We start from the raw sequence: 13348 nt of genomic DNA, 5'->3' as shown, positions 1-13348 counted from the left end.
CAGTCCCCTTTTGAGGTTCACGTCTCCAAAAGAGCGTGAAAAAACGGTTTTCACAACTTCACAAGAGTGTGGCGAGCAAATGAACAGTCTGGCATGTGCAAAAGCGGCAGATGTGTCCCGAACAGCCCTGAACAGGCGGCAGATGCGCTCATCCCGTATGAGTGTCTGAACCGTTCCATAACGCACGCACGACACCTTGACCATAAGTCGAATTGCCGCACCTGTGGCAAACGGCGTTCAATACACGAACCCGAAGACTGATTGGCGGTGTCCGCGGAAGTTGCAAGAACTGCGAAAAGTCGGACATGGCGACCCTGGCAAACCCAGGTCCTATGCTGTCAATTAGGTAGCTGTAGATTGTGGAGACGCGTTAAATGGCGCAGAACGAATCGGTTGATGTGGTACTGGTAGGCGCGGGCATCATGAGTGCCACCCTGGCCGTACTGCTCAAGGAGCTTGACCCGACCCTGAAGCTTGAGGTCGTCGAGGCGATGGACTCCGGGGCCGCGGAAAGCTCCAACCCCTGGAACAACGCAGGCACCGGCCACGCCGGCCTGTGCGAGCTGAACTACACGCCGCAGGCCGCCGATGGCAGCATCGACATCAAGAAGGCCGTGCACATCAACACCCAGTTCGAGGTTTCGCGCCAGTTCTGGGCCTACCTGACCAAGAAGGGCAACTTCGGCTCGGCGCGTGCCTTCATCAACCCTGTCCCGCACCTGAGTTACGTCGAGGGTGACAAGGGTGTTTCCTTCCTCAAGAAGCGCTTCGAGCTGCTCAAGCAGCACCACGCCTTCGCCGAGATGGAATACACCGAAGACAAGGCCGTGATGAACGACTGGATGCCGCTGATGATGCCTGGCCGCCCGGCCGACCAGCACATCGCCGCTACCCGCGTGGCCAAAGGCACCGACGTCAACTTCGGCGCACTGACCAACAAGCTGCTCAAGCTGCTGGGCGACTCGCCGGACGCGCAGGTCAAGTACAGCAAGAAGGTGGTCGGCCTGCGCCGTAACTGCAGCGGCTGGACCGTGAGCATCAAGGACGTCAACAGCGGCGGTAGCCGTGAAGTCGACGCCCGCTTCGTCTTCCTCGGCGCCGGCGGCGCGGCCCTGCCGCTGCTGCAGTTGTCCGGCATCCCGGAAAGCAAAGGCTTCGGCGGCTTCCCTGTCAGCGGCCAGTGGCTACGTTGCGACAACCCGGAGATCGTCAAGCAGCACCAGGCCAAGGTCTACAGCCAGGCCGCTGTCGGCGCCCCGCCGATGTCGGTGCCGCACCTGGACACCCGCGTCGTGGACGGCAAGACTTCGCTGCTGTTCGGCCCGTATGCCGGTTTCACTACCAAGTTCCTCAAGCACGGCTCGCTGATGGACCTGCCGCTGTCGGTGCGCATGGGCAACATCGGCCCGATGCTGGCCGTGGCCCGCGACAACATGGACCTGACCAAGTACCTGGTCAGCGAAGTGATGCAGTCGATGGAGCAGCGCCTGGAAGCCCTGCGTCGTTTCTATCCGCAGGCCAAGGCCGAGGACTGGCGCCTGGAAGTGGCGGGTCAGCGCGTGCAGATCATCAAGAAAGACCCGAAAAAAGGCGGCGTGCTGCAGTTCGGTACCGAGCTGGTCTCGGCCCAGGACGGCAGCCTGGCAGCACTGCTCGGCGCATCGCCAGGTGCCTCGGTAACCGTATCGATCATGCTGGAACTGATCGAGCGCTGCTTCCCCGAGCAGGCCAAGGGCGCCTGGGCTGCCAAGCTCAAGGAAATCTTCCCGGCTCGCGAGAAGACCCTGGCAACCGATGCTGCGCTGTACCACAAGATCAGTGCCGATAACGACGCGGCGCTGGATCTGGCAGAGAGCAGCCCGGCGGCCAAGCATTACGCCTGAACCGCCCGCTAACGAAAAAACGCCCCTCGGGGCGTTTTTTTGTGCCTGGCGCTTGATCAGCCTGTACCGGCCTCTTCGCGGGCATGCCCGCTCCCACAGGTTCGGTAATGCCCGCAGGTGCGACGCGACTCCTGTGGGAGCGGGCGCGCCCGCGAAGAGGCCGGCACTGGCTACAGATCAGCCGCGGGCTTTATCGATGATCTCGATGTACTCAGGGGCATTGCGCTGGTCGGCAATCTGCTCGACGAAGGTCTTGCCGTGCTCGTCCTTGCCATCCAGGTCCAGGCCAGCTTCGACGAAGAAGCCTACAAAGCGCTCGAAGTCGTCCACGCGCAGGCCACGGTAAGCCTTGACCAGCTTGTGCAGCGACGGCGAAGTCACACCATCGGCCGGCTCGAACTGAAGGAACGACTTGATGTAGTCGTCGCTGATTTCGTCACCGATTACCTGTTTCTTGTCTTTACGCATTGCCGACTCCAACTGGACCATCACGGAATTTCGAAGGCCGGCAGTTTACCCCCCGCAGGCTTCGCGCCTCAACGCGTACGTACCGTCCCGGTGTGCAAGTCGGCCCAGATGTGGCCGTTGCCGTAAGTCAGAAACTGCACGTACAGGGTTTCGTTACGCAGCAGGTCCATGACCACCCGGTAGTTGCTCACCGGGTAGTTCAGGCTCAAGGTGCGGTTTTTAGCGTCATACACAGGCTTTTTCAGGCTTTTGGCCGCTTCACCATCGAACGTCAGCAGCACCTGGGCAATGGTCGCACCCTTGCTCAGCGGCTTGCCCTTCAGGCGCACCTGCAACGACGATGTGATCGGGATCGGCTGCTGATCGGACTGGCGCTGGGCCCCTACAACCACCGAATAGTCAGTCACTTGCAGCAATTGCTGGCTGGTCGGTGCTTCCTGGCGCAGGGACTGGTCATCAGGAGGCAGGAACTGACTGTGCAGCGGTGCGGCAGCGAGCGGCAGGCTAACCACCAGCAGGAGGGGAAGAATCGCACGCATGTGAGGCTCCTTGTATGAAGGAGCACTCTAGCACGCCGGGTACAGGCGATATCAATCGAACTGCGCGCGCATCCAAGCCTGGTAATCGGCCACGCCGGCTTCACCCTCGCGCGGCGCCCAGTGTGCGTGCTCGCCCTCGCCCACTGGTCGGTATGGCCCAGCCTTGCACTCGAACAGAATACTGTCCGGCTCCAGCACCACCAAGCCATGGTAGGTACCAGGCGCAAGATCCACACCCAGACAGTCGCCACCGGCCTGCAGCACCCGCTTGTCAGTCACCGCGCCTTGTTCATCGAAGATCAACAGGCCAAAACGCCCCTTGAGCGCTATCAAGGTTTCAGCCTTGTCGGCGCTCAAATGGCGATGCGGCGGAATGTAGGTGCTCGGTTGCAGCCCGACAGCCATGCGGTGGCAGGGCTCTTCCATATCGTGAAAGTTATGGTGCTGCCGCCCGCGCGGGTTGGCAGCGGCCTTTTCGGCCAGCCCGGCGAACAGCGATTGGTCGATGAACGCAGGCTGGCGCACGGTTACAGCCCCTTTACGGCGAAGATGCCGTTAGCGTTGCGCCAGTAACCTTTGTAGTCCATGCCGTAACCGAAGATATAGCGATCGACACAAGGCAGGCCCACATAGTTGGCCTTGAGGTCAGGGCTTGCCTTGCGGTCGTGGTCCTTGTCGATCAGCACAACGGTGTACACCGAGCGGGCGCCGGCATGCTTGCAAAACTCGATGATGGCGCTGAGGGTGTGGCCTTCGTCGAGGATATCGTCAACGATCAACACGTCACGGTCGATGAACGACACTTCCGGCTTGGCCTTCCAGAAAAGCTCGCCACCGCTGGTCTGGTTGCGGTAGCGGGTAGCGTGCAGGTACGAGGCTTCCAGCGGGAACTGCAGGTGGGTCAGCAGTTTGCCGGAGAAGATGAGGCCACCATTCATCACGCAGAACACAACCGGGTTCTTGTCGTGCAGGTCCTTGCAGATCTGCTCGCCCACTTTGGCGATGGCCGCTTCGACTTCGGCTTCGGTGTACAGGCAGTCAGCTTCATGCATGACTTGACGGATATGCTCGAGATCGGCGGACATGGCGCGCTCCGGGGGGCATTTTGGAAAAGCGGGCAAAGGTACGCATCCGCTCGTCACAGATCAAGCATTTATGGACTAACGTCCAGAATGACCAGACGACAGCACAGGCTGAATAGATTAATCTAGCGCGGTTTTTTTGCCCGCCTTTCGGAGCCCTCCCCTATGCCCACTCGTGAGATCCGCCATCCGCTGATCCGCCACAAGCTTGGCCTGATGCGCCGTGCCGATATCAGCACCAAAAATTTTCGCGAACTCGCCCAGGAAGTCGGCGCGCTCCTGACGTATGAAGCCACTCAGGACCTGCCCCTCGAAACCTACGAGATCGACGGCTGGTGTGGCAAGGTCTCGGTTGAAAAAATCGCCGGCAAGAAGATCACCGTAGTACCGATCCTGCGCGCCGGCATCGGCATGCTCGACGGCGTGCTCAGCCTGATCCCGGGTGCCAAGGTCAGCGCCGTCGGCGTTGCCCGAAACGAAGAAACGCTCGAAGCCCACACCTATCTGGAAAAGCTCGCGCCGGACATCAACCAGCGCCTGGCCCTGATCATCGACCCGATGCTGGCCACCGGCGGCTCGATGGTTGCCACCATCGACCTGCTGAAAAAGGCCGGCTGCAAAGAGATTCGCGCCATGGTGCTGGTCGCCGCACCAGAAGGCATCGAGGTGGTGGAAAAAGCCCACCCGGACGTGAAGATCTACACCGCCTCGATCGACCAGCGCCTGAACGAGCACGGCTACATCGTGCCAGGCCTGGGTGATGCCGGTGACAAGATCTTCGGCACCAAGCAAAAGGACGCCTGACCATGCAGGACGGCTTCAACGACCCGCTCTGGCGCCAGGTCGTTTCGGGCGCGCAGATGCTCTTCGTGGCATTCGGCGCGCTGGTGCTGATGCCCCTGATCACCGGCCTCGACCCGAACGTCGCGCTGTTCACCGCCGGCATCGGCACCCTGCTATTCCAGCTGGTCACCGGTCGTCAGGTACCGGTGTTCCTGGCCTCGAGCTTTGCCTTCATCACGCCGATCATTCTTGCCAAAGGCCAGTTCGGCCTTGCCGAGACCATGGGTGGCGTAATGGCTGCCGGCTTCGTGTACACCTTCATGGGGCTGATGGTAAAAATCAAAGGCACCGGTTTCATCGACCGCATGCTGCCGCCGGTGGTGATCGGCCCGGTGATCATCTCCATCGGCCTGGCCATGGCACCGATCGCCGCCAACATGGCAATGGGCAAAGGTGGGGACGGTACGGCACTGATGCCTTACAAGACGGCCATGCTGATCTCGATGCCAGCGCTGCTGACAACCTTGATCGTTGCCGTATTCGGCAAGGGCATTTTCCGCCTGGTACCCATCATCTCCGGCGTGCTGGTGGGCTTTGCCCTGTCGTTCGCTTTTGGGGTGGTCGATACCGCCAGGATCGCTGCTGCACCGTGGCTGGAAATTCCCAATTTCACCGCCCCTGCGTTCAACTGGCAGGCCATTCTGTTCATCGTCCCGGTTGCGCTGGCGCCGGCGATCGAGCATATCGGCGGGGTGATCGCAGTGGGCAGCGTGACCGGCCGTGACTACCTGAAAAAGCCTGGCCTGCACCGGACGTTGCTGGGCGACGGCCTGGCTACCACTGCAGCCGGCCTGTTCGGCGGCCCGCCCAACACCACCTACGCCGAAGTGACCGGCGCGGTGATGCTGACCAAGAACTACAACCCGAAGATCATGACCTGGGCGGCGGTCTTCGCCATTACCCTGGCATTCATCGGCAAGTTCGGCGCGCTGCTGCAGAGCATCCCGGTGCCGGTGATGGGCGGCATTCTGTGCCTGCTGTTCGGCTCGATCGCAGCGGTGGGCATGAACACCATGATCCGCCACAAGATTGACCTGGGTGAGGCACGCAACCTGGTGATCGTCTCGGTGACACTGGTGTTCGGTATCGGCGGCGTGCTGATCGGCAGCGGTGACGGCCCGGATGACTGGGGCCTGAAGGGCATCGCCCTGTGCGCCATTGTGGCTATTGCGCTGAACCTGATTCTGCCGGGTAATGACAGCTGGAAGCACAAGAAGCTGGATGTATAACCGGTCGGAAGGGGCCGCAAAGCGGCCCCTTCGATTCAGGCCTTCTCACACATATCAGCCAACACCCTCACCCACTCCGGGTGATCATTCAGGCACGGCACCAGCACCAGCTCCTGGCCGCCCGCCTCGACAAACTGCTCGCTGCCACGCATCCCTATCTCTTCCAGCGTCTCGATGCAATCCGCCACAAACGCCGGGCACATCACCAGCAGCTTCTTCACACCAGCCTTGGCCAACTCATCCAGCCGCGTCTCGGTGTAGGGTTCGATCCACTTGTCCCGGCCCAGCCGCGACTGGAACGATACCGACCATTTGCCATCCGGTATGCCCATGCTCTGCGCAAAGGCTTTGGCAGTAGCCAGGCATTGCCCGCGATAGCAAACCGAACGTACTTCGGCGGTTGCACCGTGGCAGCAATCGGCAGCGCGCAGGTCGTGCTTGACCCCCTTCGGAAACAGTTTCTTCAGGTGCCGTTCCGGCAAACCATGGAAGCTCAGCAGCAGGTGGTCGTAACCCTGCTCCAGGTATGGCCGGGCGCTGGCTGCCAGCGCCTCGATGTAAGCCGGGTGCTCGTAGAACGGCTGCAGCACGCGCATCTGCAACGGTAACTGGCGCTCGCTGACCGTCTGTTTTGCCTGCTCGATCACAGTGGTCACCGTGCTGTCGGCGAACTGTGGATAAAGCGGTGCCAAAGTCACCTTGCGCACACCTTGGGCGGCCAGCCGCGCCAACACATCAGGCAAGGCCGGCTGGCCGTAGCGCATGGCGATTTCCACCGGGCCATGGGGCCAGTGCTCGGCCATCGCTGCCTGCAGGCGACGGGTCAGCACAACCAGAGGCGAGCCCTCCTCCCACCAGATCGAAGCGTAGGCATGTGCCGACTGCTCCGGGCGCTTGATCAGGACCAGCGACACCAGCAAGCGCCGCACCGGCCACGGCAGGTCGATCACGTACGGGTCCATGAGGAACTGGTTGAGGTAGCGGCGCACATCGGCCACCGAGGTGGAGGCCGGGGAACCCAGGTTGACCAGCAGCAGGGCGTGATCGGTCATGCAGCGTCCTATGTCAGAGGCGACTGGACAGGTTGTCCAGCGCCGATTGCAGATCGTTGAAGCGGAAGGTGAAGCCGGCTTCCAGCAAGCGTACCGGGCGCGCCCGCTGGCCTCCCAGCAGCAAGGTGGACATCTCGCCAAGCCCGGCCTTGAGCAGCAATGCCGGCACTGGCAACAGCGCCGGCCGATGCAGGGCGCGGCCCAGTCGTCTGGCAAACTCACGGTTACGCACAGGCTCCGGCGCGCAGGCATTATAAGGACCGCTGGCATCCTTGTGCTGCAAGAGAAAATCAATCAGGGCGACCTGGTCGTCTATATGAACCCAGGGCATCCACTGCCGCCCATTGCCCAAAGGCCCGCCCAGCCCCAGCTTGAAGGGCATGCGCAGGCGCGACAAAAAGCCGCCATCGCTGGCCAGCACCAGGCCGGTACGGACCAGTACCACGCGTATCCCCTGCGCTTGCGAACGCTGGGCGGTCTCTTCCCAGGCAATACACAACTGGCTGGCGAAATCTTCACGCACCGGGGGGGAAGCCTCGGTCAGTTCGCGTTCGCCACCGTCTCCGTACCAACCTACCGCAGAGCCGGAGATCAACACGTCCGGGCGCTGCTCACGGGTGCCCAACCAAGCCAGCAATTGCTCGGTAAGGGTGACACGGCTGGCCCACAGCACGCTGCGCCGGGCGGCCGTCCAGGGCCTGTCGGCAATCGGCGCACCGGCAAGGTTGACCACCGCATCAAGATGATCGTCGGCCTCCAGCTGCTCCAGGCGCGCGATACCACGCACCCCGCTACCACAGATTTTCGCCACCTGTTCAGGACGCCTGCTCCAAACCGTAAGCCGATGCCCTTGGCCCAGCCAGTACTGGCACAGATGCTTGCCAATCAAACCGGTGCCACCTGTCAGCAATATATGCATGGCTGTGTCCTCGCAGAATGCGTCGGTGGTCTATTTTTAACAGCAAGGCACTTTTTTGACCCGACGCTCTCGGATAAACATAGGCCAACCTGCCGCCAACACGGAATAACCTTATACATAATTTTGGCATTGTACAGGTTTGCCTGACAGCGTAGTCTGCTCACAGCAAGGTTTGAAGAGGCCATCATGACAGTACCTATCGCCATCATCGGGGCCGGCATCGCCGGTTTGTCAGCCGCCCAGGCCTTGCAGAAGGCCGGGCAATCCGTGCACTTGTTCGACAAAGGCCACGGCAGTGGCGGGCGCATGGCCAGCAAGCGCAGCGAAGCCGGCGCGCTCGACCTGGGGGCACAGTACTTCACTGCCCGTGACCGACGCTTCGTCGATCAGGTGCAGCAATGGGTCGCCGCCGGCTGGGCCGAGCAGTGGAAGCCTCAACTGTACAACTACCGTGATGGCGAACTTACCCCCTCCCCCGACGAGCAGACGCGCTGGGTGGGCGTGCCACGCATGAGCGCCATTACCCGCGGCTTGCTCAAGGACGTCACCGTCAATTTCGGCTGCCGCATAGCGGAAGTGTTTCGCGGCAAGCAGTACTGGCACCTGCAAGACACCGAAGGTTGCAGCCACGGCCCCTACAGCCGTGTGGTCATTGCCGTCCCGGCACCGCAGGCCACGCCACTTCTGGCCGCCACACCGAAGCTGGCAGCCGTGGCCGCTGGCGTGCAAATGGAACCTACCTGGGCCGTCGCCCTTGCCTTCGAGACACCGCTGGATACACCAATGCAAGGCTGCTTCGTGCAGGACAACCCGCTGGACTGGCTGGCCCGCAATCGCAGCAAACCTGGCCGCGACGAGCACCTGGACACCTGGGTACTGCACGCAACGTCAGACTGGAGCCGGCAACACATCGACCTGCCCAAGGACGAAGTGATCGAACAGCTGTGGGGCGAATTCGCCGAACTGGTCGGCTGCGTGGTACCACCGCCCACCTTCGCCCTGGCCCACCGCTGGCTCTATGCCCGCCCCAGTAGCAACCATGAGTGGGGCGCACTGGCCGATGCTGACCAAGGCTTGTACGCCTGTGGGGACTGGTGCCTGTCCGGCCGCGTCGAGGGCGCATGGCTCAGTGGCCAGGAAGCAGCGCGGCGCTTGCTCGAACACCTTGAGTGATGCCGAACTATACAAAAATACTAGTTTGCATAACTTCAGCGCTGTGCTGAAATAAACCTGTACAAGTTTCGAGTCACGTACAGGTTTATTTTCGGAGGCAGCCATGCACGACCCTTCCGCCCACAGCAAGCCGCGTATCGCCATCAGCGCCTGCCTGACCGGGCACAGCGTGCGCTACAACGGCGGCCACAAGGCCTCCGACCTGTGCCGTAAACAGCTGGAACAGCACTTCGACTGGCTACCCGTGTGTCCGGAAGTGGCAATCGGCCTGGGTGTCCCGCGCGACCCGATTCGCCTGGTCGGCAACCCCGAGCAACCCGAAGTGGTCGGCACCCGCGACCCTGGCAAGGACCTTACAGACCCGCTGCGCACCTATGGCGAGCAGATGGCCAACGAGCTTGACGACATCTGCGGCTACATCTTCATGCAGAAGTCACCTTCATGCGGCCTGGAACGGGTAAAGGTTTATCAGGACAACGGCCACCCGGCCGTGCATGGCGGCCGTGGCGTCTATGCCCAGGCTTTCTGCGCATTGCGCCCGGACCTGCCAGTAGAAGAAGAAGGCCGCCTGCATGACCCCGTGCTGCGCGAGAACTTCATAAGCCGCGTTTACGCCTACGCCGACTGGCAGCGCCTGCTGGCCGAGGGCCTGAACCGTGGCGCGCTGGTGCGCTTTCATTCGCGCTACAAGTATTTGCTGATGGCCAACAACCCCCAGGCCTATCGCACGCTCGGCCGCCTGCTTGGCAGCATGAGCAAGGCTGATGAACCACAGACCATCGGCCCGCGCTATTTCAGCCAGCTGATGCAGGCCCTGCGCCGCTGCGCCAGCCGCGGCACCCACAGTAACGTGCTGCAGCACCTGAGCGGCTACTTCAAGGATGCCCTGACACAGCAGGACAAGGCCGAGTTGCAGGCAGTCATCGGCCAATACCAACAAGGCGTGGTACCTCTGGTAGTGCCACTGACCCTGCTCAAACATCATTTGCGCAAGCACCCAGACCCCTACCTGCAGCAACAAGCCTACCTGCAGCCTCACCCCGAGAGCCTGGGCTTGCGCAATGCGGTCTGAGGACTTGCTGCCCATTGGCGAACTTGCCCGTCGCACTGGCGTCAACCCGGTCACCCTGCGCGCCTGGGAGCGCCGGTACGGGTTGCTCAAGCCACAGCGCACCGCCAAGGGGCATCGCCTGTACCCACTTGAGCAGGTCGAACGCGTCGAGTCCGTCCTGGCCTGGCTGCAGCGTGGCGCGTCGGTCGGCCAAGTCCGCGAGTTGCTCGACAAACCCGCCAGCACCCCACCGAAGGGTGACTGGCAAGCCCGGCAACTCCAGCTGATCGAAGCCATCGCCGGCCTTTCACAGCGCGCCCTCGACCAGCAACTCAACCAGGCCATGGCGCTGTACCCGGCAGTCACCCTGTGCGAGCAATTGCTGCTGCCGCTACTCGACATGCTCGACCTGCGCTGGCGCAATTACTTCAACGCTCGGCTGGAGCAGGTGTTTTTTCACAGCTGGCTGCGCAGCAAGCTCGGTGCCCGCGTGTACCACGACAACCAGCTGCTGCAAGGGCCTGCCGTGTTGCTGGCCGAAGACTGCGAACGCACCTTCAGCCCGGACTTATGGTTGTGCGCCTGGCTACTCACCAGCAATGGCTTCCCGGTCGAGGTGCTCGAGCAGCCTGTCGCAGGCCCGCAATTGCTAAGCGCCGTCAACGCGCTCAAACCACGCGCCTTACTCCTGCACCTGGGGCCACGCATCGACGACAAGGCGTTGCTGCGCACCCTGCAAGGCTTGCCGATCCCCAAGCTGCTGGGCGGTGCCACGCTGGCGCTGCATGAAGCCCGCTTGAAGGCTTTTGAGCTACCCGACCTTTTCCTGTTCGACACCCCGCAGGCGGCATTGCGCGTGCTTCAAGCCCATGATCGACAGCCTGTAGAGATAAATACCCCATGCACCTGACCTGGCTGCGCAGCGACCTGCGTATCGATGACAACACTGCACTCAGCGCCTCTACCGAACGCGGCCCGACCATCGCCCTGTGGCTGGTCAGCCCCGGACAATGGCAAGCCCATGACGATGCCGACTGCAAAGTCGACTTCTGGCTGCGTAACCTGCATGACCTGCGCCAATCACTGGAAAAGCTGAACATCCCCCTGCTGATCCGCACAATCGATACCTGGGACCAGGCGCCACAGGCGGTGCTCGATATCTGCCGCCAACATCAGGTGCAAAGCGTGCACTGGAACGAGGAGTACGGCATCAATGAGCAGCGCCGGGATGATGCCACCCGGGCATTGCTGGAAAAGTCGGCCATCCAGGCGCACAGCTACCTCGACCAACTATTCTTCCGTCCGGGCACCGTACTGACTCGCAGTGGCGATTACTTCCAGGTGTTCAGCCAGTTCAAGAAAACCTGCCTGGAGCATCTGCACCGCAGCCTGCCGTCCCTGGCACGGCGGGTGAAGCGCCAGGCCCCGCTGAACATCGGCAGCGACCCGATCCCGCAACATGTCGAGGGCTTCGGAAAAACCACGCACACACTGCGCGACCACTGGCCAGCCGGTGAAGCTGAGGCACAGTCCCGCCTGTCACGCTTCCTGGACGAAACCATCGACGACTACCACCACCTGCGCGACTTGCCTGCCAAGCCCGGTACCAGCCAGCTTTCCCCCTACCTGGCCGCCGGCGTGATTTCGCCCCGCCAATGCTTGCACGGCGCACTGGCCGGCAACCGGGGCGAGTTCGACAGTGGCAGCACAGGCGTGCAGACCTGGATCAATGAGCTACTCTGGCGTGAGTTCTACAAGCACATCCTCAGCGGTTATCCACAGGTCTCGCGCCACCGCGCCTTCCGCGCCCAGACCGAAGCCCTGCCCTGGCGTGACGCCCCGGCAGACCTGGAGGCCTGGGAGCAGGGCCGCACCGGCTTCCCGATCATCGATGCCGCCATGCGCCAGCTGCTGCACACCGGGTGGATGCACAACCGCTTGCGCATGGTCGTGGCCATGTTCCTCAGCAAGAACCTGCTGATTGACTGGCGCAAGGGCGAGCGGCACTTCATGCGCCACCTGATAGACGGCGACCTGGCCGCCAACAACGGGGGTTGGCAGTGGAGTGCGTCCACCGGCACCGACGCAGTGCCCTATTTCCGTATCTTCAACCCGGTTTCACAGTCGCAGCGCTTCGATCCACAGGGTCAGTTCATTCGCCACTGGGTACCGGAACTACAGGAGCTCGATGAAAAAGCCATCCATCAACCCATTAAACCGACGGACCTTTTCGGTAATACTTCGTACCTAAGTCCAATCGTAGATCTCAGCAGCAGTCGCCAGCGGGCCCTGGAAGCGTTCAAAGGGCTGCCACGCCGGCAGAATCAGGGGATAACGTCTTGATTAACTCGCGTAGTTTCTGGGTTACAGGCGCAAGCAACGGACTTGGCTTGGCTTTGGTGGAGCGGATGCTCGATGAAGGACATCGCGTTGCCGCGAGTGGCAAGGATAGCGATGCACTGGATGATTTGGGGACACGCTACGGCAGCCAATTGTTGCGTTTGCCGTGGCAGTTGCAGGAAGAACAACACGTCACCCATGCGTGCCAACAAATCTGCCATGCCTGGTGTTCGCTGGACGGGCTGATCCTCAACACCGGCACCACCGATTACCTGCCAGACAATGTCAGTGACAGTGAGCTGATCGAAGCAATCGTCACCACCAACCAGCTGGCCGCAGAGCATTGCCTGAGCAAAGCGCTGCCATTGCTGGCAAAGGGGCAGTCGCCCCAGGTGATGGGGCTTTTCAACCGCTATTCGGCGTTGCAGCTGTTTGCACCGACACAGGTGACTGCGGGCTGGAACAACTTGCCGCAATGGCTGCGTGAGCAGCGCAAGGCCCTTGAGGACCAAGGGATAGCACTGACCATCGTAGGGCCACAATCGTTGAAGGTTACGGTAACGTCGACACAGGCGATACCGGAGGCGTGGACGCCCGGCAGTGCCGCAGAGGAGTTGCTGCGCCGGTGGCCTCAGAGGGAACCCGAACTGGTCCTGGAGACGCTGGACCTCAGTAGCCTGTGGCCGCTGGCGCGTTGACCGCTGAAATCAGCATTACCTTCTTCGCGGGCAAGCCCGCTCCCGCAGATTACCCAGACCTTTAATGCTGT

At 61.8% G+C, this 13348-nt stretch carries 14 protein-coding genes; 8 read left to right on the top strand and 6 right to left on the bottom strand.

Going from position 1 to position 13348, the window contains the following annotated elements:
* Window positions 1–374 precede the first annotated feature (374 nt).
* On the top strand, window positions 375–1883 hold the full coding sequence (gene mqo / locus QYE47_RS08950) for a malate dehydrogenase (quinone) (protein ID WP_070383448.1): 1509 nt from the start codon (window positions 375–377) through the stop codon (window positions 1881–1883).
* A 177-nt stretch (window positions 1884–2060) separates the two neighbouring features.
* Here the strand turns inward: mqo and QYE47_RS08945 are convergent, their stop codons facing one another.
* The 4 genes from QYE47_RS08945 to QYE47_RS08930 all read right to left on the bottom strand — a co-directional run bounded on the left by QYE47_RS08945 (window position 2061) and on the right by QYE47_RS08930 (window position 3975).
* Window positions 2061–2351 carry a PA4642 family protein gene (locus tag QYE47_RS08945; protein ID WP_003247360.1) on the bottom strand — a complete coding sequence of 97 codons (291 nt, stop codon included), beginning with the start codon at window positions 2349–2351 and terminating at the stop codon, window positions 2061–2063.
* Window positions 2352–2419: 68 nt separating this feature from the next.
* Entirely contained in the window at window positions 2420–2890 is a 471-nt protein-coding gene (locus QYE47_RS08940; RefSeq protein WP_014589679.1) for a hypothetical protein, read from the bottom strand.
* 51 nt (window positions 2891–2941) lie between these two features.
* Window positions 2942–3415 carry a WbuC family cupin fold metalloprotein gene (locus QYE47_RS08935; RefSeq protein ID WP_014589678.1) on the bottom strand — a complete coding sequence of 158 codons (474 nt, stop codon included), beginning with the start codon at window positions 3413–3415 and terminating at the stop codon, window positions 2942–2944.
* Window positions 3416–3417: 2 nt separating this feature from the next.
* The gene (locus QYE47_RS08930) at window positions 3418–3975 is read right to left on the bottom strand and encodes a hypoxanthine-guanine phosphoribosyltransferase (RefSeq protein WP_070383447.1); all 558 of its coding nucleotides are present in this window, start codon (window positions 3973–3975) and stop codon (window positions 3418–3420) included.
* 162 nt (window positions 3976–4137) lie between these two features.
* Here QYE47_RS08930 and upp point away from each other — a divergent pair, with 162 nt between their 5' ends.
* The gene (upp, locus tag QYE47_RS08925) at window positions 4138–4776 is read left to right on the top strand and encodes a uracil phosphoribosyltransferase (protein WP_003247366.1); all 639 of its coding nucleotides are present in this window, start codon (window positions 4138–4140) and stop codon (window positions 4774–4776) included.
* Between the two features lie 2 nt (window positions 4777–4778).
* A complete protein-coding gene (locus QYE47_RS08920) occupies window positions 4779–6044 on the top strand; it encodes a uracil-xanthine permease family protein (RefSeq protein WP_003247369.1) in 1266 nt (421 codons plus the stop codon).
* A 35-nt stretch (window positions 6045–6079) separates the two neighbouring features.
* Here QYE47_RS08920 and hemH read toward each other — a convergent pair whose 3' ends face one another.
* Together hemH and QYE47_RS08910 are read right to left on the bottom strand one after the other, a co-directional pair.
* Window positions 6080–7096: a ferrochelatase gene (gene hemH / locus QYE47_RS08915; RefSeq protein ID WP_019437887.1), complete on the bottom strand. Its 1017-nt coding sequence runs from the start codon at window positions 7094–7096 to the stop codon at window positions 6080–6082.
* Window positions 7097–7109: 13 nt separating this feature from the next.
* Window positions 7110–8015 carry a TIGR01777 family oxidoreductase gene (locus tag QYE47_RS08910; RefSeq protein WP_019437888.1) on the bottom strand — a complete coding sequence of 302 codons (906 nt, stop codon included), beginning with the start codon at window positions 8013–8015 and terminating at the stop codon, window positions 7110–7112.
* Between the two features lie 186 nt (window positions 8016–8201).
* On the opposite strand from QYE47_RS08910, the gene QYE47_RS08905 reads away from it, so the two are divergent.
* The 5 genes from QYE47_RS08905 (at window position 8202) to QYE47_RS08885 (ending at window position 13277) form a co-directional block, all read left to right on the top strand.
* Window positions 8202–9188, top strand: a complete 987-nt coding sequence (locus QYE47_RS08905; protein ID WP_010951987.1) for an NAD(P)/FAD-dependent oxidoreductase — start codon at window positions 8202–8204, stop codon at window positions 9186–9188.
* 103 nt (window positions 9189–9291) lie between these two features.
* Window positions 9292–10260: a DUF523 and DUF1722 domain-containing protein gene (locus QYE47_RS08900; RefSeq protein ID WP_014589675.1), complete on the top strand. Its 969-nt coding sequence runs from the start codon at window positions 9292–9294 to the stop codon at window positions 10258–10260.
* Window positions 10250–11149 carry a MerR family transcriptional regulator gene (locus QYE47_RS08895; RefSeq protein ID WP_041166843.1) on the top strand — a complete coding sequence of 300 codons (900 nt, stop codon included), beginning with the start codon at window positions 10250–10252 and terminating at the stop codon, window positions 11147–11149. The genes QYE47_RS08900 and QYE47_RS08895 overlap by 11 nt, the downstream gene beginning before the upstream one ends.
* Entirely contained in the window at window positions 11140–12582 is a 1443-nt protein-coding gene (gene phrB, locus QYE47_RS08890; RefSeq protein ID WP_070383446.1) for a deoxyribodipyrimidine photo-lyase, read from the top strand. The genes QYE47_RS08895 and phrB overlap by 10 nt, the downstream gene beginning before the upstream one ends.
* Complete coding sequence (locus QYE47_RS08885; RefSeq protein ID WP_019437891.1) at window positions 12579–13277, top strand: SDR family oxidoreductase; 699 nt, start codon at window positions 12579–12581, stop codon at window positions 13275–13277. Before phrB ends, QYE47_RS08885 begins: the two co-directional genes overlap by 4 nt.
* The last annotated feature ends 71 nt before the right edge of the window (window positions 13278–13348 follow it).

The organism is Pseudomonas sp. 2,4-D (genome assembly GCF_030418155.1).
Lineage (GTDB): Bacteria > Pseudomonadota > Gammaproteobacteria > Pseudomonadales > Pseudomonadaceae > Aquipseudomonas > Aquipseudomonas alloputida.
This window is presented reverse-complemented; position numbering and strand designations above follow the sequence as displayed.